A 25,586-nucleotide genomic window follows, 5' to 3' on the forward strand; every position below is an offset into this window, starting at 1 on the left:
TAAGGAGTTTGGGTTATTTCCGCAGTTGTGCAGAGTACGTGTGGACGAACTCTGTCAGCTTCTTCAATGTCGCCGGCTGCACGTCCGGGAAGACGCCGTGTCCGAGATTGAAGATATGCGCGCCGTGTTCGACGCCCTGTTCGACGATTTCCTTCGCCCGTTCTTCGATGACGTCCCAGTCCGCAATCAGGAGTGTCGGGTCCAGGTTGCCCATGACCGGCTTTTGGATGCCGCGCTCCCCTGCTTCTTTGATCGGGAGGCGCCAGTCGAGGCCGACAACATCCACCGGCAGATCGTTCCATTCATTGGCCAGGTGGCTGGCACCGACGCCGAATGTGATCACCGGAACACCGGTCTTTTTCACTTCGGAGACGATTCGTGTCATCGTTGGCTTGATGAACCGGCGGTAGTCAGCCACGCTCAGTGCGCCGACCCAGGAATCGAACACCTGGACGATTTTCGCACCTGCGGCGATCTGCGCCTTCAGATAAGCGATGTCCATGTCCGCGAGTTTGTCCATGAGTGCCTGCCAGGCTTCCGGCTCCGACACCATGAACGATTTTGTCAGGTTGTAGCTCCGTGAAGGTCCGCCTTCGATCATATAGCTGGCGAGTGTGAACGGTGCACCCGCGAAGCCGATCAGGGGCACATCGAGCTGTTCCTGTGTGAGAATTTTAATGGTCTCAAGCACGTACGGCACCTGTTCTTCGGCATTGAACTCGCCGAGGCGGTCGATGTCCGCGCGGGAGCGGATCGGGTTGGAAATGACCGGGCCGATGCCGGACTTGATCTTCACATCCACGCCAATCCCCGCAAGCGGTGTGACGATGTCTTTGTAAAGGATCGCCCCATCAACGTTATACTGGTCGACCGGGAGCTTTGTCACATAGGCGCAGAGCTCCGGCTGGTGGGTGATTTCCTCCAGCGAATACTTCTCCTTTAGCTTCCGGTACTCCGGCTGGGAACGTCCCGCCTGGCGCATAAACCAGACTGGCGTATGTTCCGTTTTTTCCCCGCGGGCTGCGCGAAGCAGTGTGTCGTTAAACTTGGTCATGTCATGATTCCTACTTTCTCCGTAATCATTCCGTTCTAACTATAGGCTGTCCATCATTTATTGTATAGATTAGGCAGTGAAATGTCATAGAATTTAACCTTTCCCGACACCGTTCGGACATACATCCTGTCAAGGATTGGTCACACTTGTTTTAACGGGCCCGGCTATGGGAAAATTAAGGCTAGAACAGGCAGATACGGGAGGAATGTCAAATGAACTTATACACCACATCCGGCACGCCGGAATTCATGGAAAAAATCAAGGAAAAACATAGCGGCGAAAACATGGTTCTCCTGCATGGTGCGGGGAACTCACTTCTTCTGCACGAAACAGAGGGCAAGACCGTCTTCCAGACGCCAAAGCGCTATGAAGTGATCGGCGCAAGCGGACCACTCGCCAAACACGGCTATTACATCGTGAACAACATCCCGGTCACCGACGAGGGACGGCCGATCTTCGAACACCGCTTCCAGAACCGCGCGAACATGGTTGACGGCCAGCCGGGCTTCCTCACTTTCCGGCTGCTCCGTCCGGTCAAGGACGATACATACCGTGTCGTAACCGCCTGGGAGTCAAAGGACCACTATGAACTGTGGAAAGGCTCACAGGCATTCAAGGGCGCGCATGAACGCAAAGAACAGACGCCACCTGCTGAGAAGGTGCAGAACATTTTCAGCGCGGCCTCCTACATCACAGAATATGAAACTGAAAAGCCGGAAGACGAGAAGCTCTGATTCGGCGGCATCTGCATCGGGAATGGAAGTACATTGGTGCTCAGCCAAACACCGGTGTGGGCATTGTCGATAGGACTGAAGGTTATGTGTAGTTAAACGCCTCTAACCTTCAACAAAAGGCCCCCTTAAAGGCGGCCTTTTGTTGTGCCCCTGAAAATCCGTCGCAGGGTTTTTATGAGTTTTATACAGAGAACATAAAAACAGGCCCTGTATACAGGGCCTGTTTTTATGAACGATTTAAGATTAAGCTTTTTGAACGTTAGCTGCTTGAGCTCCACGAGCACCTTGCTCAACGTCAAACGTCACTTGTTGACCTTCGTCCAAAGATTTGAAGCCGTCACTCTGGATTGCGGAGAAGTGTACGAATACGTCGTCTCCACCTTCACGTTCGATAAAGCCAAAACCTTTTTCTGCGTTAAACCATTTAACTGTACCTTGTTCCATTTTTGTTGCCTCCTAGTGCGTTACCGCACATTGTATTACTATTGTTGCCCAAAGTATGATCAAGATGAAAAGTTGATATTCATGCTATCCTTTACACCGAACAAAAATAATTCTCTTTTATCATATCAGGGAACGGAAAAAATTACAAATTATATGCATTATGACTTCTCTAATTAAGATGCAAAGTCTAAAGTCTAAAATAGCATCTGCACATTTAATAAATAGACAAGGAAAGAGAGCAACCCTCATTCTTTTTCGGCCCTGTGAACGTTGCTGCGGCACCTTTTTTATTGCAATTCATCAGACTTCACCTTCAAGATATCCTCCTTGGATGTATTGCCCTTCTCCTGGAACAGGTCTATAATAAATAACATTCAAATTATTTCGCTTTCCGGAGGGATATTTCAATGACTGAACAGACAGTGAACCAAGAGAGCCTTCAAGGGCGTCTCTTTTCTAAGCTCGAAGCATCCAACGAAGACATGATCCAGATCCGCCGCTATCTTCATCGGCATCCGGAGCTTTCGTTCAAAGAATACAAGACCGCACAATATATCCAGGATTTCTATACAGAACTCGGTGTCGAGTTCCGTGCGAACGTCGGCGGCAACGGTGTCGTCGCGCGCATCAAGGGAGCCAAGCCGGGCAAGACGGTCGCACTCCGCGCCGACTTCGATGCCCTGCCGATCCAGGACCAGAAAGAAGTCGAGTACAAGTCTACGGTTGACGGCGTCATGCACGCGTGCGGACATGATGGCCATACAGCGACACTCCTTACACTTGCCAAAGCGTTGCATGAGCTTCGCGATGAGCTGTCCGGTGAATACGTCATGATCCACCAGCACGCCGAGGAATTCGCCCCGGGCGGAGCCATTTCGATGATCGGAGACGGCTGCCTTGACGGTGTCGATGCCATCTTTGGTACCCACCTCTGGTCCCAGACACCTTACGGTACAGTGGAATACCGCACAGGCCCGATCATGGCGGCAGCCGACCGGTTCGAGATCAAGGTCCAGGGCCGCGGCGGACACGGCGCGAACCCGCACCAGACAAAGGATGCCGTTGTCATTGGCTCACAGCTGGTGCAGAACCTTCAGCAGCTCGTTTCCCGCCGTGTCGACCCGATCGAATCGGCCGTGCTTTCCGTCGGTTCGTTCGTAGCCGAGAACGCGTTCAACGTCATCGCCGACTCTGCTGAACTCAAAGGCACAGTCCGGACGTTCCAGCCGGAAATCCGTGACCTGATGGAGACTGAAATCACCCGTGTTGTCGAAGGGACCGCGATCTCGACTGACAGCCAGATCGACTGCAAGTATTACCGCGGTTATCCGGCAGTCGTCAACCATGCCGCTGAGACGGACTTCCTCGTGAAGACGATCGAAGGGCTTGAAGGTGTAGAGGCTGTCGAGGGCGCGCCTCAGATGGGCGGCGAAGACTTCGCCTACTACCTCGAGAACGTACCGGGCACGTTCTTCTTCACCGGCGCCGCTCCGGAAGAGCCGTATCCGCACCACCACCCGCGCTTCGACTTTGACGAGCGCGCGATGCTGCAGGCAGCTAAAATCCTCGGTGCCGCCGCAACCGGCTACCAGGGCGAATAAGACTTGTCAGTCCCGGATCCCATTCAAGGGATCCGGGTTTTTATATGGGGCATTTCTTGACCGTCGTCCGGCGCTGTTCCAAGATGTAGAAAGATAACTGTTGTAAAGGATGAATCCAATGAGAGAAATCTACACCGACGTGGTCCAGTTCCGGGGCTCGCACTATGACTTCGGATTTCTTCAGGGCGAGCGGTTGCGCGATTCCCTGACGCTTCATAACCGCAGGACCAAGTGGCGCACGATGAAGCCGCGTTTTTGCATCGATGTCCAGGAAGCGGAAGCCGTCTTCAGCCAGTTCGCCCCGCAGCTTTGGGATGAGCTGAACGGCATGCGGGACGCGCTCGGCCTGCCTATGGAGGAAATTCTCCGGGATTTCGGCGGATACCGCACGGAACCCGTCCGTGCAGGCTGCTCGGTCCTGACAGGCCGCGACTTCATCGTGCGGAATTATGATTTCCATCCGAACACCTATGAAGGGCTTTATACCGTTTTCCAGCCCGACGACGGGGGCTACGCCATCATCGGCCCAGCCCAGCGGATCAGCGGACGGATGGACGGCCTGAACGAACAAGGCCTGGCAATGGGGTACAACTTCACGAACCGGAAGCGGCCGGGTGACGGATTCGTCTGCTGGATGGTCGGCCGGCTCATCCTGGAAACATGCGGTGATGTGGAGGAGGCCGTCCGATTTCTGAAGGACCTCCCCCACCGCGGCTCGTTCAGCTACAACTTATTGGACAAAACCGGCAACACTGCCCTTGTCGAGGCGGGACCGCGCGGCGTCATCGTGCGTGAATCCCCATATTGCACGAACCACTTTGAGCAGCAGACCGAGGAAAACCGCCGCTATCTGAAAGACTCCATCGAACGGATGGACGCCATGAAAGGGCGGCCTGAAGCCCTGTCTGACGCCCAGCAGGCGTGGCGCCTCCTGAACGACACCGACAAAGGCGTTTTCGCCGACAATTACAAAAGCTGGGCCGGTACGATTCACACTTCCGCCTACTTCCCGGAGAAACTCACCGCCTGGTTCGCTCTCGGCGGCGACACCGAGCCGATTGAGTTCGACTTCGGCCGATGGCTCCGGGGTGAAGACCTGGAACAGTCGACGATCACTGGACACGTCGACACGGACATCGGATTTGCGAACATGGATAAGCTTCGGAACTGAGCGGGCTCTTGCAAAACGTTGATGATCTTTAGTGAAACGTTGATTAACTTCATTGAGACGTTGACGATCTCTGGTGAAACGTTGATTAACTTCACTGAGACGTTGATGATCCGGACATATCTACAAAAAACTGGCTTCGCACACTGCGAAGCCAGTTTTTCTGATTTATTTCTTCCCCGATAACCGGAGCGTAACTTCTGAGATCACCAGCACCGCAACCGCGAGCAGGAGCATCCCTGCCCCCATCCCGTACTGGAACCATGCCGCAATGAGAACGAGCACAGCCTGGACTGCCTGCGCACCGCGGACCGTACGGCGCACTGCGGAATCTCGTACCGTATCCGTCACCGGATAAAGCCGGTCCATCCGGAACTCATGCTGGCTGGCAAGTGCGTCCCGCAGCTGATAGGCTGTCGCGAAGGCGAGAGCACCGCTGAAGACGGCAGCGACCGCCGGCATCGGAATGAAGAGCGCGCCAATCATCGAGATCGCCGTCAGCCTGACCCACAGCAGGAACAGATCGTCCGACCGGATAAATGTCCGCATCGCCAGGTAACGCGGCGAGTATTTTGATTCGAATGATGCCTTTCCGTACACCCAGTCGAGCCACGCCCGCCGGTGGACCGCTCCGCGCAAATGCGGAACGTCCGTGAACTGATTGGCGAAGCGGTAGAACCGGCCCATGCGGCCGCGCTCCAGCTCAATAAAGTGAAGGAATGGGAACGGTTTGCCTTCGCTTGTCCGCTGCTTTAGCAGCCCGTACACCACGATCGGGATCATGAGCGCCGCGCCGAGCCACCATTTGCCGTACATGGCGGCAACGAGCGGGATCGCCGTGAGGATAAACCGGATGGCACGGTCGCCCCACGCCCCTTCACCCTGCTCCGCCCAGCGGTGGGCGAACTCGGTACGCACATTCCAGACATGGAGCGCCACAATGCCGAGCACGAGCGCGAGCAGTCCGATTCCCTTGAGGCCATACACCGCGTTCAGAAGAGGAATCGAGACGACAAAGGCCACCACCGGCAGCAAAATCCCCGAGACGGATGTCCACTTAAGCGCGCTCTGCATGTAGCCGCCGAGCTTTTCCTCCATCGGCAGGAAAAAGACGGCATCCGCCTCTTTCAGCAGAGTGGCAGGCGGCGCATAGGCGAGAATTGCGGCAAGGAGGATGCCTGCCAGCGGAGCGGCCGGGAAATCGGCCGGCACCGTCTTGAGCCATCCGCTGTACGCATAGCCCCCCGCTCCGAGCAGAAAGACGAGGACGATGGCAAGGTGCCCGGTAAAGATGAATTTTGTGTAGCGCTGCAGCTCCTCCGTGTAGTGGGTGAAGCGGCTGCGCCACACGTCACGCAGGCTGCCCATCGTCCGGCTCCCCTGCCATTTCGATATACAGATCGTCGAGCGTCGCGCCAGGCATGCCAAACTGTTCGCGGAGCTCGTCCATCGTGCCCGCCGCGCGCAGCCGGCCGTCGTGCAGAAGGAGGATCCGGTCGCAGTACTTCTCGGCGGTCGCGAGGATATGCGTCGACATGAGGACGGATGCCCCGTCCGCCTTTTTCTCGCTCATCTGCTCAAGCAATGAACGGATGCCGAGCGGATCGAGCCCGACAAACGGCTCATCGATGATGTAGAGCGACGGGTTCACGAGGAACGCGCACATGATCATCACCTTCTGCCGCATCCCCTTGGAGAAATGCGACGGGAACCAGCGCAGCCGCTTTTCCATCCGGAACTCCCGCAGAAGCGCCGCAGACCTTGCCTCGAATACATCTTTCGGAATGCCGTAGGCCATCGCCGTCAGCTCCAGATGCTCGCGCAGCGTCAGCTCATCATAGAGGACCGGCGTCTCGGGAATATAGGAAAACGAGCTCCTGTATTTCTCGGGATCATCGCGGAAAGCCGTTCCGCCAATGCGGATCTCCCCTTCCGACGGCTCCATGAGCCCGATGATGTGCTTGATCGTCGTACTTTTCCCGGCACCGTTCAGCCCGATCAGCCCGACCAATTCGCCGGGGCCGACTTCAAATGACAGATCGTGAAGCACCGGCTTGCGCGTATATCCGCCGGTGATCTTTTCCACTTCCAATACGTTCATGATTCCACCCCATTCATGCCTCCATTTTAGCAAATCCGGACTGGTTCTGCCTTGAATCCATGTCCTCTATTTTCTGAATATATGATATCCTGTTGTCAGGATATGAAAAGGAGATGTTGACCGATGACCGAATGCATTTTCTGCAAGATGGTGGAAGGGGAAATCCCCGCTGCCAAAGTTTATGAGGACGAGCATGTCCTCGCTTTCATGGACATCATGCCGACGACAAAAGGCCATGTCCTGCTGATCCCGAAAGTGCACCGCGAAAACATCTATGAGTTCAGCGAAGACGAAGCGGCACAGCTTTTCTCCGCCGCCCCGAAAATCGCACGCGCCCTGAAAGCGGAGTTTGAACCGGCAGGCATGAACCTCCTGAACAACACCGGAGCGGCTGCCAGCCAGAGCGTCTACCATTTCCACCTCCATTTCATCCCGCGCTACGACCGCCAGACGGACGGCTTCGGACTGCATTGGGAAACGAAAGAAGACGAGTTCCCGAAAGAAAAGCTGCAGGAAATCGCAGCTGCAGTCGGCGCACAGATCGAAAACTGATGGATTGAAAGTTTCATCCAAAAACGGTACAATCGGACTACGCAACCCGCCGTCGGCCATGAGGGCACGCCGGGGGTAGCAAAATTTAGCTTAGCTGAGGAGAGATGAGCAATGAAAACGAAAAATCTGGTTCTGATGGCTTTACTGATCGGTATTGGCACGGCGCTGTACCTGGTGATTCCTGGGATCAACGGGGGCATGAAGCCTGACTTCATGCTGACGATGATGTTCATCGGCATCCTGCTGTTCCGCGACATCAGGAGCGTACTCGTCATGTCGGTATCCACCGGCATCCTGTCCGGCCTGTTCACGACGTTCCCGGGTGGATTCATCCCGAACGTCATCGACAAGACCGTGACGGGAATCGTCTTTTTCGGCGTACTGCTCCTTCTTGGAAAGCTCGCCGATAAGCTTGCCGTGGCAACCGTACTGGCCGCGCTTGGAACCGTGCTGTCGGGTTCGATTTTCCTGTCCGTCGCGATTTTCGTGCTCGGCGGAGAATTCCCGTTCATGGCACTGTTCCTTACAGTCGTCGTGCCGGCAATCGCCATGAATGCCATCGCTTTCTTTATCATCTATCCGATCGTTCTCAGGCTCGCGCAGCGCTCGAACTATGCGCCGGCGCCGTCCCTCTGATCGGAACACCGACAAACACCCTGGCCACGAACATGGCCGGGGTGTTCGTCTGTTGTCTCCCCCTCTCTCCGCATGTTTTAATAAAGGAGCGGAAAGGAATATTGAACTATAGAGAGAAGGGAGAGTGCCCTCATGAAAGCATCATCATTTTTCCTCGGACTCGTCGTCGGTGCCGCAGGAAGCGCGGCAGCTGTCCTGCTGAGCGCCCCGCAATCCGGCAAGGAGCTCCGTTATTCGGTCAAGAGCTCGTCCGATAACATGAAGCCGAAGATCGAGGACGTAAAGTTGAAGACGAACGACCTGAAGGCCTCGGTCAAGCATCTGGTCAACGAAGCAAAGACCCGCTTCCCGGAAGTAGCGGATGAGCTGAAGACTTCCGTCGACATCTGGAACCGGGATACCGAATTGAACCGGGACCGTATCCAAAAGCGCGTCCAGCAAATCCAGACTTCCATCGCGGAACTGGAACAGGCGGTCAGCTCAATCAAAAAATGAGGACCATCGGGAAACCTTTCCCGGAGTACACAGTCGGCATCCGGACTGATTGGGCTGCCGACTGTAAATCGCCATTTCCCCGGCCTTCCAGCTTGGGAGACAGGACTCCGTATGCCGTAATTCGGCCGGAGTCTTTTTTTGCTGTTTTCTTTACCGGGAATAGTATAATGTGCTGCGGAAGATGCCCGTTATTTCTTGGACTGCCCGTGAAATGTTACGTTTGTAACAAAAAGCCTTCATTCTCATCTATTTTATTGATATACTATTCATAAACTATCCGAACATTGAGAAAGAAGGTGAAGACTTGGCTGAACAATCCTACACCATGCCCGAAGCGATGCTTTACAGCCAGCGGATGGCTCAGCTTTCAAAGGCGCTCTGGAAAGCCGTTGAGAAAGACTGGCAGCAATGGATCAAGCCATTCGGCCTCAATATCAACGAGCATCATATTCTCTGGATCGCGGCACACCTGAAAGGCGCTACGATTTCCGAAGTGGCAAAGTTCGGTGTCATGCATGTTTCAACGGCATTCAACTTCTCCAAAAAATTGGAGGAACGCGGTTATCTGTCTTTTTCCAAGCGCGAAGATGACAAGCGCAGTACATATGTTGAAGTGACCGAGCAGGGCCACTCGCTCCTGCTTGAGATCAACAACCATTATTTTGACACCGAGCACTCTGTTTTGGAAGGCTCGCTTCCGGTACGTCAGCTTTACGGCCGGTTCCCTGAATACATAGAGCTCATGGCTGTAATCCGCAACATCTACGGCAACGACTTCATGGATATTTTTGAACAGGGCTTCAAGAACATGGAGCAGCTTTACGGAGAAAATGAGCAGGACAACCAAAGCGACTATACCGACGAATCGGAAAACCTGTCCATAAAAGAAAAAAGCGAAGTATCCTAAACTCGGATTTTTTCGTTTAAAACGGTTGATTTTTATCGCAAATCGCAGTAGGGTATGTATCATCCATTTTGGGAATCCATTAAAGGAGATGCATCTGATGCGGTGCTGGAAGACCATCAATGTAAAGAAGCACTATGGCCTCAGCCGCCTGTTTCTGCTTTCTTCCATCTTGATGATTGGCGTTTTCATTATTTCATATATCAGTTTTGAGCTGACGAAGGAAACCGGGCAGTCCGATGCGTATTTCGCCCTGTTCATTGCCACGGTGGTCCTGATCTATCCGCTCCACAAAGCGATCCACTTTGCGTTGCTGTGGAAATACCGCAACCGGATTACGCTTGTCGTCAACCGGGATTGGGCGTTGTTTCCGCTCTTCCTGCTCCGCATCTGCGAGCCGATTCCGAAAAAACGGTTTGCACTCTCACTGATTGCACCTTTTTTCGTCCTCAATCCGCTGTTCATCGCGGGAGGAATCATGCTTCCGGCATTTTCTCATTACTTTACCGCACTGCTCGCTTTTCACAGCGGCATCTGCCTGATCGACTTTGTTTATGTGAAGAACCTCTCCCGGTCACCAAAGGCCTCCTATATCGAGGAGACTGACCATGGCTACGAAATTCTGGTTCCGCTGCCAGATTGAGCGGTTTTCTGTTAGGCGTTTTTCTGGTATGCTAAGTCAATAGTGTGTAGAAAGGGGGAAATGGAATGATCATCCTTGTCACGGTACTGTTCTCGATCTTCTACCTGTTCCAGATCAACAAGATGACCTATACCCTCTGCGAAGCCAGGGAAATCCCCGAGGAAAAGCAGCCGAAAATTTACCGGACCGTCAACATCCTCATCACCATTTTAATCGTCTCTTTCTTTGTCGAGATCATGACTGCGATCTCCTGATTGACCACATATAAAATAAACGTCCATCCGCCCGTTTCCGGGGGATGGACGTTTTTGTTCTGACGGTAGGACAGTATTTCGCGCCGGCTTTATCCATTAGTTTACCGGACGATCCGCCGGCCATACCGGCCCTTTCCCTTCTCTGCTGTCATTACAGGCGGGACGGCTGAAGGGGGATCATGCCTGCCCGCCTTCATTCATCAGTAGACGTACGCTGCCCCGACGATGATCAGCAGGATGAAAAGGACGACGATCAAGGCGAAGCCGCCGCCGTAGTTGAAACCTCCGCTCATGTGATCACCTCCCTTCTCTCCCGTATCGTATGCGCGGGAGGAAGGGGTCTGTGGGCATTTGCCGGGAACCTTTTTGATGCGGAATCGTTTTTATGATATATTTACTTTTGTTTACACAACCAGAAGGGGAGTTTAGAATGAAGAAATCTGTAATCGCGGCAACTGTCGCCGCATCGGTGCTTGCCCTCTCCGCCTGCAGCAACAATGCAGGAGAAGACGTAATCGTGTCATCCAAAGTGGGCGACATCACACAGCAGGACCTATATGAAGAGATGAAGACGACAGTCGGCGAGCAGGCGCTCCAGCTGATGGTCATCGAAAAAGTACTCGACGATAAATATGACGTCGACCAGAAAGAAGTCGACAAGCAATATAACGACATGAAAGAACAGGCCGGAGACGGCTTTGACTCCTTCCTCGCCCAGCAAGGGTATACGGAAGAAAGCTACAAAGACATGATCAAGCTCAACCTCCTGCAGGAAAAGGCCCTGACTGAAGGTGTTGAAGTGACCGACGAAGAAGTCGATCAGTACATCGATCGTATGGGCACCGAGCTGAACGCCCGCCACATCCTCGTCGATGACGAAGAAACGGCGAACGAAGTGAAGACGAAGCTCGACGAGGGCGGAGACTTTGCAGAGCTAGCGAAAGAATACTCCACTGAGCCGGCTGCACAAGAATCCGGCGGTGATCTGGGCTGGTTCGGTCCGGATAAGATGGTCGCCGACTTCACAGACGCGGCGTATAGCCTCGAAGTGAACCAGATCAGCGATCCTGTTCAGACTGACTTTGGCTACCACATCATCCAGGTGACCGAAACCCGCGAAGCGGAAGGCGCCGAGAAGAAAGAAGACATCACCGACGAGCGCCGGGCGGAGATCAAGGACGAGCTTCTCCAGAAGAAAGCTGATCCTAACGCGCTGATGGACAAGCTGTCCAAGATGCTCGAAGATGCAGACATCGATATCAAGGATGAAGACCTGAAAAATGCGCTTGACCAGTTCAAAGGTTCGGCTGCGGAGTCTGAAGAAGAGAAATAATCATGTTGAAACGGCATCCGATTTGGATGCCGTTTTTTTGTATTCGGCGATTTTGAACTTGAAAGTGACACATCGTGCTTTAAATGTGAAGAATTCAATCGATGAAAGTGACGAATCGCGCAAGGCCGCCTGAAGTGAAACCTATCGGCAACCGGGCCGTATAACAGAATGAAGGGAGAGGATAGTATGGGCACTCCGCTTTCTGGAAAAGTGAATGCCGGATTGGGAATCGTTTCTCTCATCATTGGACTGATCATGTTTATTTCCAGATTCGATGGGTCTTTTATCTTTGGAGACCAACTTCTGTCTTTGTCGTTCGTCTCCCTTGGCCTGGCTCTGTTTTGCGCATCTTATATCAACAAGAAAAACACCGAATCATAAATCGGCTTTCAAATTTTGGGAATTGGTAATTAAGGATAAGCACCTGTATTCAGTCCAGTTTTTAACTGCTATGATTTGTTCATGCACACAATACTTATCCGGGGAGGGACAGCCATGATCCGCAAAATGGAAGAGCGGGATATCCGGGCCGTGCAGCAAGTTGCCGCTGAAAGCTGGCACGACACTTATGAAGGAATCATCCCGCGGGAAGTCAGGGACCGGTTCCTGGCGGCCGCATACAGCCCTGCATCCCTGAAACGGCGGATGGAGCAATCGGTCTTGCTGGTAGCCGAAGACGGAGACGGAATTGCCGGATTCGTAAATCTGTATCGTCATCCGGAGTCTGATGATGGCGAATTGTCGGCCATCTATCTCCTCCCCTCCCACCAGGGCCGGGGACTTGGTACAAGTCTGCTGGAAAGTGGAATCGCAGAGCTGAAGGATGCGGAACGTCTGTACCTGACAGTTGAACGCGATAACGAAAAAGGAAGGCGTTTCTACGAAAGGCATGGCTTCAGCATTGCCGATGAATTCGAAGAAGAATTCGGCGGGCATACGCTCAGCAGCATTCGGATGATGCGACCTCTCTGATGAAATACCACCGTCCCGGACCATGTGTCCGGGGCTTTTTTGGTTTAGAGTGCTCCAGGGAGCAGAGCACATTTCCAATCCATGGGCATATGATGATACCCAAGCCTATTTGAAAGGATTGAAAAATGTGTACAACCAGCAGTACGGATATTATCAGTACCCTCTTTACTACGGGAACCTGCCATACGGCTACGCCGGGACGCCGTCCTATTGGGCTTATCCTGCCGGGACAGTTTATTCCTATCCCCCCGCTTCCAATCCGGTAACTCAGGCCAATCTTCCCGGAAACCTCAGAGATTTTGGGCCTGATCCATTCGTCATCAATATTAACCAGGCATCTAAAGTTAATCAGAATTACCGGACGACTCTCTGGACCGGACCCCATTTACAGGTTACCTTAATGTCGCTGAATCCCGGGGAAGATATCGGTCTGGAAGTCCACCCTACAGACGATCAGTTTTTGCGGATCGAACAGGGCCAGGGCGTGGTCCGGATGGGCAAGAACAAAGACCGGTTGGACTTTGTAAGAAATGTCCATGATGATTCTGCAATCATGGTTCCTGCCGGCACATGGCATAATGTGACCAATACCGGCAGCATACCGCTAAAACTGTATTCCATTTACGCTCCGCCCCACCATCCATTTAATACGGTCCATCCCACGAAAGCAGATGCAATGGCTGCAGAAGAAAGGGAACAGACTGGGGAAGGAGCCTGAACAAAGATGACGACATGCCTCAATTGGGCATTCACTCCATGAAGACATTAAGCAATCACTTGCAGAAATCACCTAAAAGAGCCTGACTCATGAGAGTCAGGCTCTTTTAATCTTACTCAAACGTAGGCTTGTAGAACTGGCGGTTATCAAGCGGGAAAAGCCTTTCGGTGAATTCCCCCGGCTCCGCCTTCGACATTGCCCGGTTGAGCATGTTCATCTTCGCATCGATGTTGTCGATATAATGAAGGATCTCCGCCTCTTTCAGCATCGGGCGTTTCGGGCTGCCCCATTCTTCCTTGCCGTGATGGCTCAGCACCATATGCTGGAGAAGGACCACTTCTTCGCCCTCGATTTCGAGTTCTTTTGCTGCCATGGCGATTTCGTTCACCATGATCGTGATATGGCCAAGGAGGTTGCCCGCCGGTGTATAGACGGTTCCGACAGGGCCCGACAGTTCCACTACCTTGCCGACATCGTGGAGGATGATCCCGGCATACAGCAGGTCCTTGTTGAGGGTAGGATACAGCTCGGCAATGGCCTTGCCGAGGCGCAACATGGAAACGACATGGTCGAGCAGGCCGGACACATAGTCGTGGTGGTTCTTGGTCGCCGCCGGATAGACGAGGAATGCCTCCCGGTGCTGCTTCAGCAAAAACCTCGTGATTCGCTGGATGTTCGGATTCGTGATCTCAAAGATATACGGAGACAGTTCATCGTAAAGCTCCTCTTTGGATTTCTCGGCGCTCGGCACGAGATCCGAAATCTGGACCGGCTCATCAGGCTTTGCCGGCCGGATGCTTTTGATCCGAAGCTGGTTTCTGCCGCGGTACTCATGTACATCACCGCCGACCCGGACGATCGAAGCCGGCTGGAACATCCGCTCATGTTCCTCTTTCGCATCCCAAAGCTTCGCTTCGATATCCCCCGTCTTGTCCTGAAGGATCAATGTCATGAACGGGCTCCCTGTTGTCGTTATGCCTTTGGTGGCCTGCTTGACGAGCAGGAAGAGGTCGACCCGCTCACCGGTTTTGTAAGTTCCGATTCCATTCATCTCAGCACTCCCCTTTCGCTCCCGGTTCCCGCCACCTCAATGACGGCAGCCTCTTTAAAGGCACCGGCCATCTCCCGGTGGCAGGTGAAATACAGGAACTGGTGATTAATCTTTAATTCTTCCAGTAAGTTTATCATATTGCCGAGCCGTGCCTGGTCGAAGTGGACGAACGGGTCGTCCATGATAATCGGGAACGGGGCAGATTCCAGAAGAGAAGCCGCCAGTGACAGCCTCATGGAAATATACGCCTGCTCCTTCGTCGCCTGGCTCAGTTCATGAAGTCCGAAACGCATGCCATTCGCTGCTTCCGACCCGACCTGGCCGTCTTCTGACAGCACAAGCGCCGCGTATGCACCGCCTGTAAGCTCCCCGAACCATTCGGAGGCCCGGGTGATGACATCCGGCAACTTCTGTTCCTTAAGCCTTCCCGTGGCTCCGTCAATCGCCGAAACGGCGGCTTTGCGTGCTGCCCATGCCACCGCAAGCTCACGGAATGCCGCTTTTTTCTGCTCGAATTCCTGTAACAGGGCATCATATGCGGAATCTGCCACAAGATGACCCATGCGTGCCTCCAATTCGGCCTGTTCTTTGATCAGGCCGCTCCGCTCCTCCGCAATAGCCTGCAGGGCGTCCCGATTCACATCCATCCGCCTGACGAGCGCCTCAATAGGTGGAATATCCGCTGAAGGGGAAACCCCGATCTGTCTCAGCTGTCCTTCTATTCGGCCGAGTGCTTCCTGAAGGACTGTTTTTCTGGCAGAGCGCTGGGCGGCTTCATAGAAATCTGGTTCCCCTGTTGCCGCAGCCGCAGCAAACAGTGAACCGATTTCCTCACCGAAAGCCGCTGTCAGGCTCTCCGCTTCCGCCCGTTCCTCTTTCAGCTTTTCTTCCTCGGCAAGAAGCCGATTCCGTTTTTCGGCGGTCTGCAATAGGTCCCTTTCCGATTCTTTGAGCGAAGAGAACAACAGCGGATCCGCAACGGGATGCCCGATCACCTCATGCGCGCGACTTCTGATAGAACCCGCCGTCAGGCTGGCCCCATCCCTCTTTTCCTGCTCCGAACGGATACGGCGAACCGTCTCCTGCAGTTCCCTGACCAGACGGAAAAGTTCCGGTACGATCGCTGCCGGCAATTTTCCCTTGATGCCGTATGCTTCAAGGAAGGTGCCGAGACGTTTTTCTGCATCATCGAGATTCTCGGCGGCGGTTTTTCTTGAAATGCGAAGTTCCGTCATCATGCCACGAAGACGTTCATCCGCCTCGATCAGCCGGTCCAATTCAGTGAAGTGCCTGCCGACCCGCTCGGCCCTGCGGTCCAGTTCCTCTTCCCTTCCGCCGTAACGGCTGAGAAGCTGCCGTTCATCTTCCGTCAGCGTGTCAGCGCCTCCCTGCTTTAAGAGCAGGAATGCGGCAGCCGCGCCAGCCGCCACTCCTGCCGCAGCAAGCAGCAGATTCTCCGAATAGATGGCCATGGCGATGATTAATGCGGCAAGACCCGCGAGAATCAGGATCGGCTGCCGGTTATTGCTGCTCTCCGCGCTTTGTTTGGCTTCCGCAGCCGCAAGGCGCTTTCTGAGCGAAGGCCATTTGGATGCCCACTCAATTTCTGAGTCATCAGGCCCGGATGCCTCAAGCGCGGTACGCTCATCGGCAACCTGACTAGCCTCGCTGGCCTTTTCTGCAATCCGCTCATCCTGCCGCTCGAGGTTGCGCAATGCCCGGTCATACGCTTCTGACAGAGTGTGAAGTTCTTCTTCTTTCCGGATTGAAGCATCTGCCCGGACCGCTGTTTCTTCGTCATCCAGACCGAGACGCGCAAGCAGCCGGTCCTTTATTCCGGCAAGTTCCCGCAGTGACTGTTCGGCATTTGACTCCATGGACCGCGAATCATGCCACACGGCTTCTTCTGCAAGGATTGAGCGGATGCGTGAAAGCCGCTCCGTGTCCGGCTCTTCAGGAAGTTCTCTCCTGATAGCCGCGATGCGTTCCTGCAGATTGCTGATCGCCGCATCGGTGGCGATTTTCCGGTCTTTCAGTGCTTCATACCTGCGGATGCCGTCTGCCGGAAACGGCGCGTCACCGATTGCCCGCAGTTCCTCTTGAGACTGGAGCCGCTCGACCTCAAGCGGTGCAGCCTGCCTGAGGACGGCCAGCTGTTCCTGATCGCTGCTGAGTGCGGCTTCCTCTTCCTCCGCCTTCTTCAGGAGAACGTCGATTTCGGCCGCACGCTTTTTCATCGGGGCGTAGGCATCCGATTTTTTCCGATATTCCCCGATCTCGGCTTCGGTTTGCCTGAGTTCATTCAGCAGGACGTTCATCTCTGGGACGCGGCCGGATTTTTTGAACAGCCCGTCCATCTCCTTGTCCAGCCTCGCCCTGAACCCGGCAAGGTCCTCCGCACCCGTCGTTCCTGAAGCAATCAGCGCCTGGCCCAGTTCCTCCTCGTTCATCTTGCCGATTTCCTGGAGCTGCAGGAGTGAGAACGAAAAAATGGACTCAAATGACTGCCTGTCATATCCACGGAGCAGCCGCGTGAGCGCCTCCTCTCCTTCTTCCCTGCTGCCGTCCGGATAGCGGACGGTCACTTTACCGGCAGATCGGCCGGCGATGCGTTCAATCACACAGGAACCGAACTCACTGTCCGCCACATGAACTTGTCCGCCGTACGCGCCGCCTGCTTTTGGCTCATAGCGGAGAAGAGAGCTCCCGCGCTGCGGGAACCCGAACAGCGTGTGCAGAATAAACTGGCGGATCGTCGTCTTCCCGGCTTCATTGGGCCCGTACAGCACATTGATGCCGCCTTTAAGATCAATCGTCACATTTTCATGCTTGCCGAATCCGTAGATGACGAGCTTTGTGATGGACATCATTCAGCCCGTCCCCCTTTCATCAGCCCGTCGGTAATCAGGCGTTCCGCTTCTTCAGCAATTTCCCTAATTTCCTCTTCGCCCAGCCGGCCGGTGAACCGATACGCCTGGCGATGGCCATATAGGTCGGCCAGGCAGTCTTTCCAGTTGTCTGCATCCCAGCTTCCGAGCTCTTCCAGGACATCGCGGAACAGCCCGCCCGGCACTGCCAAAGCAGTATCCCGTTCCCACGTCATCCGGTGCACACCGATATCCGGACAGTCGCGCATGACGCATTCCCGGATGAATTCCAGCCATTCGGATTCCGGAGCATCACTGAACATCGCTTCCGCTCCTTCATCGATACCGGTAAGACGGAGATCAAGCAGCCCTGGACCGTCCGCTTCCCTGAATGCCCGGATCTGATGCATACACCGCTCCAGCCACTGATCCGCATGGCGGATGCCGGCGCAGTTTATCTCTGCCGTACCGAAGACGAGAGCGCCTGCAGGAATGAACTCAAGTGAAGATGTTCCTTGCCCGATCTCCACTTCATAAAACCCCTTAATGCCGCTTTCCTTCCGGTGTAGACCCTGCAGGCTGCCGGGATAGACGATCGGAGGCTGTGCGTGAAGCACCTGACGCTTATGGATATGTCCAAGTGCCCAGTAGTCATAGCCCTTGCCGAGAAGCTCGTCCTTCGTAAAGGGCGCATACACGTCATGCGCTTCATTACCCCGGATGCTCCCGTGAAGCATCCCGATTTCGACGGCATCGCTTTCCGACTGCGGATAGTGCCCGATGACCGGTTCGGTCACGTGGCGCTCGGGGTAGCTGAAGCCGTGAATCTTTACCGTCGTTCCGCGCACATTCAGTTCCGCCGTCTCAACTTGCGGGCCAAATACACGGACATTGTCCGGCAGGGAAAAGCGGACCCATGAACCCGACAGATGGTCATGGTTCCCGTGGCTTACAAAGACCGGAATCCCCTCTTCGCGGAGTGTCTCCATCCCCATCCGGAACTGTTCCTGGGCACGGAGGCTGCGGTCCTCGCCGTCGTAAATGTCTCCTGCGATCAGCAAAAAGTCCGGCCGCGTTTCCGATGCATGGCCGATCAGATTTCGGAACGCAGTAAATGTGCTTTCACGGACTGTTTGCGCCATCTTGCCCGGCAGCCCGGCAAACCCTTTGAATGGGCTTCCCAGATGCAGGTCAGCCGCATGGATAAATCGGATTGTCATCTGGACACCTCCTTAAAGCGAATGTTTGTTCTTATTCTATCATATCAGATGAGAGCTTGGAAATGAGATATAGCGATTACAAGAGGAAGGGAAAATTGAGCGGACATGGGGGCCTATGTGCGCTTTTTACGGTTCTATGTGCGCTTACCCAAGTTCTATGTGCGCTCGCCGGTAAGCCGCCACGGCTCATCCCAAAAATAAAAACCCCCGCTTGAGCAGAGGCAAAAATCTTTTATTCCTTTCCGAGCTGAATTGCCTTTTTCAGGTCTTTCAGCGAGCGGGATGGCCCGTACATGAGGACGCCGCCTTTGTAGACGCGCGCACCGAACCAGCCGAGCACCGCAATCGTCAGCAACATGAGCCCGATGGCAAGCGCCGGCTCCCACCAAGGGAGGTCGAGCAGCCCGACACGGAGGAACATGACAAGCGGTGCAAAGAACGGCACATAGGAGGCATACGTCACGAATGCAGCATCAGGCGTCGAGAGCCCCATCGCCGCGATAATGAACCCTACAACGATGATCATCGTCAGCGGGGTGATGAGTGAAGCGACGTCTTCTGTCCGGCTGACAAGCGATCCCAGGAGCGCTGCAAGCACCGCGTAGAGGAAATAACCGAGGACGAAGAACACAATCGCATAGACAATCGTACTGGCCGGGATGTTCCCAAGGCCCAGCGACGAGAAGACTTCTTCAGACATCTCGGATACAGAAGAAGACGACTTCATCGCGAGGTAACCTGCAAGGCCGAAGAGCAGCATCTGTACAAGACCGAGTGTTCCGATGCCGAACACTTTCGCAAACATATGCTTCACCGGCGAGACGCTGGAGATCAGGATCTCCATGACCCTAGAAGACTTCTCTGTCGCCACTTCCGTCGCAATCATGTTGGAGTACATGATGACCGCAAAGTAGATGAGGAACATGAGCACATAGACGAGCATTCGCGCCTGGTTCATCTCCTCCTCCGTCTTGCCGGAAGAAGAAACCGTCGTCTGTTCAAAGCCGACCGGCTCGAACAGCGCGCCCGCCTGTTCCGGTGCAAGTTCCATCTCGGCTGCCCGCATCTCGGTCTGCATCGACTGCAAGGCTTCCTGAAGCATCATCGGGAAGCCGAACATTTCCGAGCTTTCCGAGACATATTCCGCCTCGATCGAATCGCCGCCCGGTGCCCTAAGGATCAGGAACGACTCGATCTCGCCTTCCTTCAGCTGATCTTCAAGGACATCGCGCGAATCACCCGTCACCTCTAATTCAGAGTCTTCGCCCATCGCCGTACGCTGCTGGCCAAGCCGGTCCACAAGGGCTTCGTTGTCCGCCACAACCGGGATTGCCGTGCTTTCCTCTTTACCGTCGTCGAACGCCTCAATAATCGTCGTGATGTTGGCCAGGAGGAAGATACCTGCGACAACTACTGCTGTCGTGATAAGGAAGGCTTTCGATTTAGCCTTGCTCAAGAAGGCCTGTTTGAAGATGATCCAGAAATCACGCATGCTCATTCCCCACTTTCGCGATGAAGATATCCTGCAAAGATGGCTCCTCGATGCTGAAGTGGCGGACCGGGCCGGCGTTCAGCGCTTCCTGCAGCAACGCGTGCGCCGTTTCGTCATCCGTCACCTGGAATACTGCCCCATCAAGTGCGTAGGAGGCGTTACGCACGCCTGATACGGACTGCAGCCCTGTGAGATCATAGTCGGAGCGGATTCGGACATTCTGCCTGCCAAACGACCGCTTGACATCGCGGAGGGATCCTTCGACGATCTGTTGCCCTTTGTGGACGATGCTCAGCTGTTCGCACAGTTCCTCGACATGGTCCATCCGGTGACTGGAGAATACGATTGTCGCGCCCTGATCGCGGACTTCTTTTACCGCACTTTTCAGCATCTCCACATTGACCGGGTCGAGGCCGGAAAACGGTTCATCAAGGATGACCAGCTCAGGATTGTGCATCAATGCCGCAATCACCTGGATTTTCTGCTGGTTCCCTTTGGAGAGCTCTTCAACTTTCTTGTTCAGATTCTGGGGAACTTCAAAGCGGTCCAGCCATTTCCGGATCGCTGCTTTTGCATCATTCCGCTTCATGCCGCGGAGCTCGCCGAGGAAGACAAGCTGATCTTCTACCTTCATCTTCGGATACAGGCCGCGTTCTTCCGGCAAGTAACCGATTGTGTGGCTCGTGCCATAGTCAATCGGCTGGCCCTTCCAGGTGATGCGTCCTTCCGTTGCGTTGAGGAGTCCAAGGATCATCCGGAAAGTCGTCGTCTTTCCCGCTCCGTTCGCCCCGAGAAAGCCGTACATCGTCCCCTCCCCGATGGCGAGTGACAGATTGTCGACCGCCGTAAACTCCCCGAACTTCTTCGTTACTTGGTTTAATTCGAGCGCCATATTCTCTCCCCTTTCATTTCCTTTTACGGTTCATTCAGGATGCAGGTTTCATCTTAATATCTTTTTGTTGCAATGGCCGCGCCGATAATATATGAAATCATGTGCAGCATATAGACTGTCATCAGGGCGAAGAAGGCGGTCCCGACCGGTTCGATGATCATCACGACTGCCCAGGCAACGAGGATCACGATGGTCGTCACCACCCAGGAAAACGACCGGGCCCAGTTGTGGATGGCATAAAACCTTTCGTCGTAACGCCGCTCCTTCTTCCCTTTTCTCCAGCTAAAGAACAGAACGATCGCCGCGACGGCGAGACCGAGCGGCAGGCCCGCCAGAAACGAACCGAGTTCAAATCCTTCGTGCATGCTCATTCCTCCTCCGGATCAAATAATTCCTCGATGCGGCAACCGAATACGGCCGCCAACTTGAATGCCAGTTCCAGCGACGGATTGTACCGACCCTTTTCCAGGGAGATGATCGTCTGTCTGGAAACACCGAGCGCTTCGGCCAGGTCATCCTGCGTCATCCCGCGCTCGGACCGATTGTCCCTGATATAGTTTTTCATGGCTTCCTCCTACATCCTTCTGGACAAGACGACAAATGTGATAAACACCGATGAGATGAGAAACGAGGCGATGACGGACACGGTCTGGTAACCGCTCATTTCCAGCGGTGTCAGGGCGAAAACAATCAGGAGAACCGCGAGGAACACCAGCAGGATAAAGTAGTTGAAGAACATCCCTCGTTCACGGATCCTTCTCCATCGTTCATCATCCGCGGCAAAATGCGGATGCAATGCGGACAGGCACCACAGCATGATCGCCGTGGATGCCAGCAGCAGTTCGTGCCCGACCGGAAACTTTCCCGACAGAACCGATGAGAGAACGAACACCCCGGCAACAGCGGTCTGATAAATCGCAAGCCCTTTGAATACGCCTTTTCCCGGTGTCCTCAAAGCAGCAAAACGTTGCACGGTCAAAGTAAAGCCCCCTTTACGTAATGAAAACTTTACGTAAAGCTTACTTTACCTTATCTGCAGCGTCAAGTAACCTTTACAATAATTCTTCATTTTTTTAGAATATCTTTTATAATGGGAGTAGAAGTGAAAGGGGGATGCTGAAATGAGAACGTACAAACTGACGGCATACAAGCAGGACGGGGAACTGATCACGGAGGAGTCTTTCCAGGCGGAGCATGACGACGCGGCGAAGGAAAAGGGGCGCGCTCTCCTCGAAGAAAAGGAATTGTCCGAACAGACTCACCGCCTCGCCTCTCCGGAAGGCAAACTGCTGCTGTTCCATTCATGACATTGAAAAAACCCGCAGCATCCGATTTGGCGGATGTCGCGGGTTCTTTTTATTGTCCTGTAAATGCCGGCTTGCGCTTTTCAACAAATGCCTTAATGCCTTCTTTATGGTCGGCCGTTTGCTTCATGGCCTGCTGGGCATCCGCTTCGAGTTCAAGAACGCTCCGGAGCTCTTCCAGACGGGAGGTGTGCAGTATGCCCTTTGAGGCGATCATTGCACTGATCGGTGTGGACAGCAGCTTCTGCGCCATCCCTTCGGATTCCTTATGCGCAGTGCCGTCCTGGGCGACTTCGTCGATCAGTCCCCAGCCGGCAGCCTGCTCGGCCTTCATGACATCGCCCGCCCAGATCATCTGCTTCGCTTTCGGAACGCCGATGCGCTCCTTCAGGAAGAAGTGGCCGCCGCCATCCGGCACGAGGCCGATGCCGATAAAGTTCATCGCGAGCTTCGATGACTGTTCTGCAATGATCACATCGCACGCAAGGACCATGCTGAATCCGAGGCCCGCTGCGGCACCGTGCACAGAAGCGATCGTGATCTGGGGCAGCGTGTAAAGTGCGATCGCCAGACGGGTAACGTCTTTCATGACAACACTCAGGTCCATCGGGTTTTCCGGGTCGATCATCTGTTTGATGTCGCCTCCGGCGGAAAACGCGCGACCTTCCCCTTTCAGGATGACTACCTGGACGGAGCGATCTTCTTTGAGTTCTTCAAAGGCATCGGCGAGTTCCTTCATCATTATGCTGTTCATTGCATTCATCGCATCGGGACGGTTCAGTACGACTCGTGCCAACTTCCCTTCCCGTTCAAGACGGATTGTTTCGTAAGCCAAAAACGACACCTCTTCCTAAATGATATGTAAGCGTTCACCACTATAGGCTTTCTGTGCCGTTCTCGCGTATCCCTTTATTTTAGTCAGAATTTATAAGAAACTGCTAAATGCACCGAATGGGATACGCTACACCAACCGAACCCCCGTATTCGCTATAATGAAGGGGAAGGAATGTCTCAGGGAGGAACTCACAATGAAAATCGGAAGCATCTTTGTCCCGGTATCGGACTTGAACCACTCCGCCGAATGGTATGAATCCCATCTCGGACTCCAGCGGATCGGCGAATGGGAAGGCGGCATCGGCTACGCATTGCCGGACGGCTCCGCTCAGCTGGCGCTCGTGCGCACGAAAACCCATCAGGGCACGGAATTCTTATTGGATGAAAAAGAGCGGCATGTGTTTTTCAATCTGCTTGTGCCGGATGCCCGCGCACTGCACCTGAAGCTTAGCACGCGCGCAGTCGTGACCACGCCGATCAAAGAGGAAAACGGCATGAAGTACTTTGACTTCTTCGACCTGGACGGCAACACATTCAGCGTAGTGGAAGAAAATCCGGACTCGCCGTTCCATCCGGACCATCTGGGGGAAAATCCGAATAAATGAGGAAAGCGACCAAACCCAAAAATGGTTTGGTCGCTTTTCATTGCTCAATTACTTTGCAGATACCGCTTCACCAAAGAGCTCATCGAGCATCTCGAGCTTCTTGTCGATGGACTCTGAATAGCTCAGAATGTACGCTGATGGGTCTTTCGGATTGTGGAACTGGGTGATGCGGCCAGTTTCGGGATGGACGAACTTGCTCGATGCGCCGCAGCCGAGCCCGATGATCGTCTGAACTTCCTCCATGATCACGATGTTGTAGATGCTTTCCTCGCCCGGCTTGGAGTAGCCGACGTTCTCGAGGTTGCCGAGAATGTTTTTCTGGCGGTACAGATAGTATGGGACATAACCGTTCCGCGCGGTCCAGTTTTGCGCCATATGCATCATGTCAACGACGGTGTCGCGGTCCGCCACTGTGTACTTGGAGCGGTTACGAGTCATCTCGGACGCCCGCTTGAACGACAGCGTATGAACGGTGAGCGATTCCGGCTGGAGTTTTTCCGTCTCGGCGAGCGAGTGCGCAAACTCTTCCGTTCCTTCGTTCGGCAGGCCGATGATCAGGTCCATGTTGATGTTGTTCATACCCATGTCTCGGGACAGATGGAATTTGTCGATCGTCTCCTGCACCGTATGGAAGCGGCCGATCGCCTTCAGGGTTTCGTCGGTATACGACTGAGGGTTGACACTGATCCGGTCGATGTTCCATTTTTTCAGGACATCGATCTTCGCGGGTGTGATCGTGTCGGGGCGGCCCGCCTCGACTGTGATCTCGCGGACGTTTTCGATGTCCGGGAAGGACTTGTAAAGCGTTTCGTAAAGCGCGTCCATCTCATGCGCCTCGATTGACGTAGGTGTGCCGCCCCCGAAGTAGACGGACGTCACTTTGATGCCGCGCTCTTTCAGCCATGCTCCGATTTCTTCGATCTCCACGTGCAGCCCGTCAAGGAATGACTGGACGCGTGTGCCCCGACGTGGCAGAGCGTATGCCGGGAAGGTGCAATATGCACACTTTGTCGGACAGAACGGGATGCCGATATAGACACTGACCTCCTCGCCGATCCGGTCAAGGTCCGGAATCATCTTCAGCTGGCGGGCGACGATATCTTTCATGAGCTCGATCTTTTCCGGTGTGATGCGGTAATCGCTGATCAGACGATCTGCAATTTCCTCGTGCGTGAGTCCCTCACGGCGCATCTTATGGTACAGCTTTGTCGGACGCATGCCGGTCAGGATGCCCCATGGCTGGATCAGCCCTGTTGACTGCTCGAGGACATCAAGGAAGACATGGGAAAGCACACGCTTCAGCTGGCGCTTTTCCGCTTTCGGATCGCCGCCGTGCGTTGCCGCTTCTGCATAATTTGCCGTGAATTCCGCTTTTCCGTCATGAAGGATGGCCGCACCAGAGACCACGCCATCCTCTTCGGACCAGTCCAGCGAGATGGAGACGCCGTCTTCTGCAGCCTCCTTCACCATCTCGGTCTCTTCATAAAACAGGTTGGCGATGTTCTGGAACATGCGGACCCAGTCCTGTTCAAATGATTGCTTTATATAAATCGGCTTCATAAAGTTCACCTTGTTTCAATGGAATGAAAATCTCCGTTCATTATAGCAGAATTCCTCTTGGCACTCGTCTTTGAAATATAAGCCCTCAGCACCCGTTTTTCCGTCCAGACAAAAAAAGTCCGGACAGCGACATGCGCTTCCGGACAATAGTT

Annotated in this window: 29 protein-coding genes; 14 read left to right on the forward strand and 15 right to left on the reverse strand. The window is 54.1% G+C overall.

Annotated elements, in window-relative coordinates; all coding sequences use genetic code 11:
- Positions 1 to 13 precede the first annotated feature (13 nt).
- Entirely contained in the window at positions 14 to 1,054 is a 1,041-nt protein-coding gene (gene hemE / locus BMX91_RS14160) for a uroporphyrinogen decarboxylase (protein ID WP_092055634.1), read from the reverse strand.
- 212 nt (positions 1,055 to 1,266) lie between these two features.
- Here hemE and BMX91_RS14165 point away from each other — a divergent pair, with 212 nt between their 5' ends.
- A complete protein-coding gene (locus tag BMX91_RS14165; RefSeq protein ID WP_092055636.1) occupies positions 1,267 to 1,788 on the forward strand; it encodes an antibiotic biosynthesis monooxygenase family protein in 522 nt (173 codons plus the stop codon).
- A gap of 243 nt (positions 1,789 to 2,031) precedes the next feature.
- On the opposite strand, the gene cspC is transcribed toward BMX91_RS14165, so the two are convergent.
- Positions 2,032 to 2,232, reverse strand: a complete 201-nt coding sequence (gene cspC / locus BMX91_RS14170) for a cold shock protein CspC (RefSeq protein ID WP_092055638.1) — start codon at positions 2,230 to 2,232, stop codon at positions 2,032 to 2,034.
- Positions 2,233 to 2,639: 407 nt separating this feature from the next.
- On the opposite strand from cspC, the gene BMX91_RS14175 reads away from it, so the two are divergent.
- Positions 2,640 to 3,833: a M20 metallopeptidase family protein gene (locus BMX91_RS14175; RefSeq protein WP_092055640.1), complete on the forward strand. Its 1,194-nt coding sequence runs from the start codon at positions 2,640 to 2,642 to the stop codon at positions 3,831 to 3,833.
- A 118-nt stretch (positions 3,834 to 3,951) separates the two neighbouring features.
- Complete coding sequence (locus BMX91_RS14180) at positions 3,952 to 5,004, forward strand: C45 family autoproteolytic acyltransferase/hydolase (RefSeq protein WP_092055642.1); 1,053 nt, start codon at positions 3,952 to 3,954, stop codon at positions 5,002 to 5,004.
- Between the two features lie 165 nt (positions 5,005 to 5,169).
- On the opposite strand, the gene BMX91_RS14185 is transcribed toward BMX91_RS14180, so the two are convergent.
- Positions 5,170 to 6,369: an ABC transporter permease gene (locus BMX91_RS14185; protein WP_092055645.1), complete on the reverse strand. Its 1,200-nt coding sequence runs from the start codon at positions 6,367 to 6,369 to the stop codon at positions 5,170 to 5,172.
- The gene (locus BMX91_RS14190) at positions 6,353 to 7,102 is read right to left on the reverse strand and encodes an ABC transporter ATP-binding protein (RefSeq protein WP_092055647.1); all 750 of its coding nucleotides are present in this window, start codon (positions 7,100 to 7,102) and stop codon (positions 6,353 to 6,355) included. Before BMX91_RS14190 ends, BMX91_RS14185 begins: the two co-directional genes overlap by 17 nt.
- Before the next feature lie 123 nt (positions 7,103 to 7,225).
- On the opposite strand from BMX91_RS14190, the gene BMX91_RS14195 reads away from it, so the two are divergent.
- The 6 genes from BMX91_RS14195 to BMX91_RS14220 all read left to right on the forward strand — a co-directional run bounded on the left by BMX91_RS14195 (position 7,226) and on the right by BMX91_RS14220 (position 10,586).
- Positions 7,226 to 7,654, forward strand: a complete 429-nt coding sequence (locus BMX91_RS14195) for an HIT family protein (RefSeq protein WP_092055648.1) — start codon at positions 7,226 to 7,228, stop codon at positions 7,652 to 7,654.
- A 111-nt stretch (positions 7,655 to 7,765) separates the two neighbouring features.
- Complete coding sequence (locus BMX91_RS14200; RefSeq protein WP_092055651.1) at positions 7,766 to 8,290, forward strand: tryptophan transporter; 525 nt, start codon at positions 7,766 to 7,768, stop codon at positions 8,288 to 8,290.
- A 132-nt stretch (positions 8,291 to 8,422) separates the two neighbouring features.
- Positions 8,423 to 8,785 carry a YtxH domain-containing protein gene (locus tag BMX91_RS14205; protein ID WP_092055654.1) on the forward strand — a complete coding sequence of 121 codons (363 nt, stop codon included), beginning with the start codon at positions 8,423 to 8,425 and terminating at the stop codon, positions 8,783 to 8,785.
- Positions 8,786 to 9,089: 304 nt separating this feature from the next.
- The gene (locus BMX91_RS14210) at positions 9,090 to 9,692 is read left to right on the forward strand and encodes an HTH-type transcriptional regulator Hpr (protein WP_092055656.1); all 603 of its coding nucleotides are present in this window, start codon (positions 9,090 to 9,092) and stop codon (positions 9,690 to 9,692) included.
- Between the two features lie 97 nt (positions 9,693 to 9,789).
- Positions 9,790 to 10,332 (forward strand): DUF3267 domain-containing protein, encoded by a 543-nt coding sequence (locus BMX91_RS14215; protein WP_092055660.1) that lies wholly within the window; start codon positions 9,790 to 9,792, stop codon positions 10,330 to 10,332.
- Between the two features lie 65 nt (positions 10,333 to 10,397).
- Complete coding sequence (locus BMX91_RS14220) at positions 10,398 to 10,586, forward strand: hypothetical protein (protein ID WP_092055663.1); 189 nt, start codon at positions 10,398 to 10,400, stop codon at positions 10,584 to 10,586.
- Positions 10,587 to 10,786: 200 nt separating this feature from the next.
- Here the strand turns inward: BMX91_RS14220 and BMX91_RS14225 are convergent, their stop codons facing one another.
- A complete protein-coding gene (locus tag BMX91_RS14225) occupies positions 10,787 to 10,879 on the reverse strand; it encodes a YjcZ family sporulation protein (RefSeq protein WP_008300760.1) in 93 nt (30 codons plus the stop codon).
- Positions 10,880 to 11,016: 137 nt separating this feature from the next.
- Between BMX91_RS14225 and BMX91_RS14230 the strand changes: the two genes are divergently transcribed.
- The 3 genes from BMX91_RS14230 (at position 11,017) to BMX91_RS14245 (ending at position 13,609) form a co-directional block, all read left to right on the forward strand.
- Positions 11,017 to 11,919, forward strand: a complete 903-nt coding sequence (locus BMX91_RS14230) for a peptidylprolyl isomerase (protein ID WP_092055665.1) — start codon at positions 11,017 to 11,019, stop codon at positions 11,917 to 11,919.
- 495 nt (positions 11,920 to 12,414) lie between these two features.
- The gene (locus BMX91_RS14240; RefSeq protein ID WP_092055671.1) at positions 12,415 to 12,891 is read left to right on the forward strand and encodes a GNAT family N-acetyltransferase; all 477 of its coding nucleotides are present in this window, start codon (positions 12,415 to 12,417) and stop codon (positions 12,889 to 12,891) included.
- Between the two features lie 127 nt (positions 12,892 to 13,018).
- Entirely contained in the window at positions 13,019 to 13,609 is a 591-nt protein-coding gene (locus BMX91_RS14245; protein ID WP_092055674.1) for a cupin domain-containing protein, read from the forward strand.
- A gap of 112 nt (positions 13,610 to 13,721) precedes the next feature.
- Here BMX91_RS14245 and yhaM read toward each other — a convergent pair whose 3' ends face one another.
- The 8 genes from yhaM to BMX91_RS14285 form a co-directional block, all read right to left on the reverse strand.
- Positions 13,722 to 14,660, reverse strand: coding sequence for a 3'-5' exoribonuclease YhaM (yhaM, locus tag BMX91_RS14250; RefSeq protein ID WP_092055676.1), 939 nt, complete (start codon positions 14,658 to 14,660; stop codon positions 13,722 to 13,724).
- Positions 14,657 to 17,530 (reverse strand): ATP-binding protein, encoded by a 2,874-nt coding sequence (locus BMX91_RS14255; protein WP_092055678.1) that lies wholly within the window; start codon positions 17,528 to 17,530, stop codon positions 14,657 to 14,659. The genes yhaM and BMX91_RS14255 overlap by 4 nt, the downstream gene beginning before the upstream one ends.
- Positions 17,527 to 18,747, reverse strand: a complete 1,221-nt coding sequence (locus tag BMX91_RS14260; RefSeq protein ID WP_092055682.1) for a metallophosphoesterase family protein — start codon at positions 18,745 to 18,747, stop codon at positions 17,527 to 17,529. Before BMX91_RS14260 ends, BMX91_RS14255 begins: the two co-directional genes overlap by 4 nt.
- A 232-nt stretch (positions 18,748 to 18,979) precedes the next feature.
- On the reverse strand, positions 18,980 to 20,239 hold the full coding sequence (locus tag BMX91_RS14265) for an ABC transporter permease (protein ID WP_092055684.1): 1,260 nt from the start codon (positions 20,237 to 20,239) through the stop codon (positions 18,980 to 18,982).
- On the reverse strand, positions 20,232 to 21,131 hold the full coding sequence (locus BMX91_RS14270) for an ABC transporter ATP-binding protein (RefSeq protein WP_092055686.1): 900 nt from the start codon (positions 21,129 to 21,131) through the stop codon (positions 20,232 to 20,234). The genes BMX91_RS14265 and BMX91_RS14270 overlap by 8 nt, the downstream gene beginning before the upstream one ends.
- A 53-nt stretch (positions 21,132 to 21,184) precedes the next feature.
- Positions 21,185 to 21,496: a hypothetical protein gene (locus BMX91_RS14275; protein WP_092055688.1), complete on the reverse strand. Its 312-nt coding sequence runs from the start codon at positions 21,494 to 21,496 to the stop codon at positions 21,185 to 21,187.
- 2 nt (positions 21,497 to 21,498) lie between these two features.
- Entirely contained in the window at positions 21,499 to 21,696 is a 198-nt protein-coding gene (locus BMX91_RS14280; RefSeq protein WP_092055691.1) for a helix-turn-helix transcriptional regulator, read from the reverse strand.
- 9 nt (positions 21,697 to 21,705) lie between these two features.
- Positions 21,706 to 22,110: a DUF2178 domain-containing protein gene (locus BMX91_RS14285; RefSeq protein ID WP_092055693.1), complete on the reverse strand. Its 405-nt coding sequence runs from the start codon at positions 22,108 to 22,110 to the stop codon at positions 21,706 to 21,708.
- A gap of 142 nt (positions 22,111 to 22,252) precedes the next feature.
- Between BMX91_RS14285 and BMX91_RS14290 the strand changes: the two genes are divergently transcribed.
- On the forward strand, positions 22,253 to 22,438 hold the full coding sequence (locus BMX91_RS14290; RefSeq protein ID WP_063183413.1) for a YhzD family protein: 186 nt from the start codon (positions 22,253 to 22,255) through the stop codon (positions 22,436 to 22,438).
- A gap of 49 nt (positions 22,439 to 22,487) precedes the next feature.
- On the opposite strand, the gene BMX91_RS14295 is transcribed toward BMX91_RS14290, so the two are convergent.
- The gene (locus BMX91_RS14295) at positions 22,488 to 23,270 is read right to left on the reverse strand and encodes an enoyl-CoA hydratase (RefSeq protein WP_092055697.1); all 783 of its coding nucleotides are present in this window, start codon (positions 23,268 to 23,270) and stop codon (positions 22,488 to 22,490) included.
- A gap of 193 nt (positions 23,271 to 23,463) precedes the next feature.
- Between BMX91_RS14295 and BMX91_RS14300 the strand changes: the two genes are divergently transcribed.
- Positions 23,464 to 23,874 carry a VOC family protein gene (locus tag BMX91_RS14300; protein ID WP_177168413.1) on the forward strand — a complete coding sequence of 137 codons (411 nt, stop codon included), beginning with the start codon at positions 23,464 to 23,466 and terminating at the stop codon, positions 23,872 to 23,874.
- Between the two features lie 48 nt (positions 23,875 to 23,922).
- Here the strand turns inward: BMX91_RS14300 and BMX91_RS14305 are convergent, their stop codons facing one another.
- A complete protein-coding gene (locus BMX91_RS14305) occupies positions 23,923 to 25,434 on the reverse strand; it encodes a coproporphyrinogen III oxidase (RefSeq protein ID WP_092055704.1) in 1,512 nt (503 codons plus the stop codon).
- Positions 25,435 to 25,586: the final 152 nt, after the last annotated feature.

The organism is Bhargavaea ginsengi (genome assembly GCF_900109165.1).
GTDB lineage: Bacteria > Bacillota > Bacilli > Bacillales_A > Planococcaceae > Bhargavaea > Bhargavaea ginsengi.

What these genes read in the sequence shown, in the direction of transcription:
- hemE (WP_092055634.1), bottom strand. Translation starts at nt 1,054, where the DNA reads ATGACCAAGTTTAACGACACACTGCTTCGCGCAGCCCGCGGGGAAAAA.
- BMX91_RS14165 (WP_092055636.1), top strand. Translation starts at nt 1,267, where the DNA reads ATGAACTTATACACCACATCCGGCACGCCGGAATTCATGGAAAAAATC.
- cspC (WP_092055638.1), bottom strand. Translation starts at nt 2,232, where the DNA reads ATGGAACAAGGTACAGTTAAATGGTTTAACGCAGAAAAAGGTTTTGGC.
- BMX91_RS14175 (WP_092055640.1), top strand. Translation starts at nt 2,640, where the DNA reads ATGACTGAACAGACAGTGAACCAAGAGAGCCTTCAAGGGCGTCTCTTT.
- BMX91_RS14180 (WP_092055642.1), top strand. Translation starts at nt 3,952, where the DNA reads ATGAGAGAAATCTACACCGACGTGGTCCAGTTCCGGGGCTCGCACTAT.
- BMX91_RS14185 (WP_092055645.1), bottom strand. Translation starts at nt 6,369, where the DNA reads ATGGGCAGCCTGCGTGACGTGTGGCGCAGCCGCTTCACCCACTACACG.
- BMX91_RS14190 (WP_092055647.1), bottom strand. Translation starts at nt 7,102, where the DNA reads ATGAACGTATTGGAAGTGGAAAAGATCACCGGCGGATATACGCGCAAG.
- BMX91_RS14195 (WP_092055648.1), top strand. Translation starts at nt 7,226, where the DNA reads ATGACCGAATGCATTTTCTGCAAGATGGTGGAAGGGGAAATCCCCGCT.
- BMX91_RS14200 (WP_092055651.1), top strand. Translation starts at nt 7,766, where the DNA reads ATGAAAACGAAAAATCTGGTTCTGATGGCTTTACTGATCGGTATTGGC.
- BMX91_RS14205 (WP_092055654.1), top strand. Translation starts at nt 8,423, where the DNA reads ATGAAAGCATCATCATTTTTCCTCGGACTCGTCGTCGGTGCCGCAGGA.
- BMX91_RS14215 (WP_092055660.1), top strand. Translation starts at nt 9,790, where the DNA reads ATGCGGTGCTGGAAGACCATCAATGTAAAGAAGCACTATGGCCTCAGC.
- BMX91_RS14220 (WP_092055663.1), top strand. Translation starts at nt 10,398, where the DNA reads ATGATCATCCTTGTCACGGTACTGTTCTCGATCTTCTACCTGTTCCAG.
- BMX91_RS14225 (WP_008300760.1), bottom strand. Translation starts at nt 10,879, where the DNA reads ATGAGCGGAGGTTTCAACTACGGCGGCGGCTTCGCCTTGATCGTCGTC.
- BMX91_RS14230 (WP_092055665.1), top strand. Translation starts at nt 11,017, where the DNA reads ATGAAGAAATCTGTAATCGCGGCAACTGTCGCCGCATCGGTGCTTGCC.
- BMX91_RS14240 (WP_092055671.1), top strand. Translation starts at nt 12,415, where the DNA reads ATGATCCGCAAAATGGAAGAGCGGGATATCCGGGCCGTGCAGCAAGTT.
- yhaM (WP_092055676.1), bottom strand. Translation starts at nt 14,660, where the DNA reads ATGAATGGAATCGGAACTTACAAAACCGGTGAGCGGGTCGACCTCTTC.
- BMX91_RS14255 (WP_092055678.1), bottom strand. Translation starts at nt 17,530, where the DNA reads ATGATGTCCATCACAAAGCTCGTCATCTACGGATTCGGCAAGCATGAA.
- BMX91_RS14260 (WP_092055682.1), bottom strand. Translation starts at nt 18,747, where the DNA reads ATGACAATCCGATTTATCCATGCGGCTGACCTGCATCTGGGAAGCCCA.
- BMX91_RS14265 (WP_092055684.1), bottom strand. Translation starts at nt 20,239, where the DNA reads ATGCGTGATTTCTGGATCATCTTCAAACAGGCCTTCTTGAGCAAGGCT.
- BMX91_RS14270 (WP_092055686.1), bottom strand. Translation starts at nt 21,131, where the DNA reads ATGGCGCTCGAATTAAACCAAGTAACGAAGAAGTTCGGGGAGTTTACG.
- BMX91_RS14275 (WP_092055688.1), bottom strand. Translation starts at nt 21,496, where the DNA reads ATGCACGAAGGATTTGAACTCGGTTCGTTTCTGGCGGGCCTGCCGCTC.
- BMX91_RS14280 (WP_092055691.1), bottom strand. Translation starts at nt 21,696, where the DNA reads ATGAAAAACTATATCAGGGACAATCGGTCCGAGCGCGGGATGACGCAG.
- BMX91_RS14290 (WP_063183413.1), top strand. Translation starts at nt 22,253, where the DNA reads ATGAGAACGTACAAACTGACGGCATACAAGCAGGACGGGGAACTGATC.
- BMX91_RS14300 (WP_177168413.1), top strand. Translation starts at nt 23,464, where the DNA reads ATGAAAATCGGAAGCATCTTTGTCCCGGTATCGGACTTGAACCACTCC.
- BMX91_RS14305 (WP_092055704.1), bottom strand. Translation starts at nt 25,434, where the DNA reads ATGAAGCCGATTTATATAAAGCAATCATTTGAACAGGACTGGGTCCGC.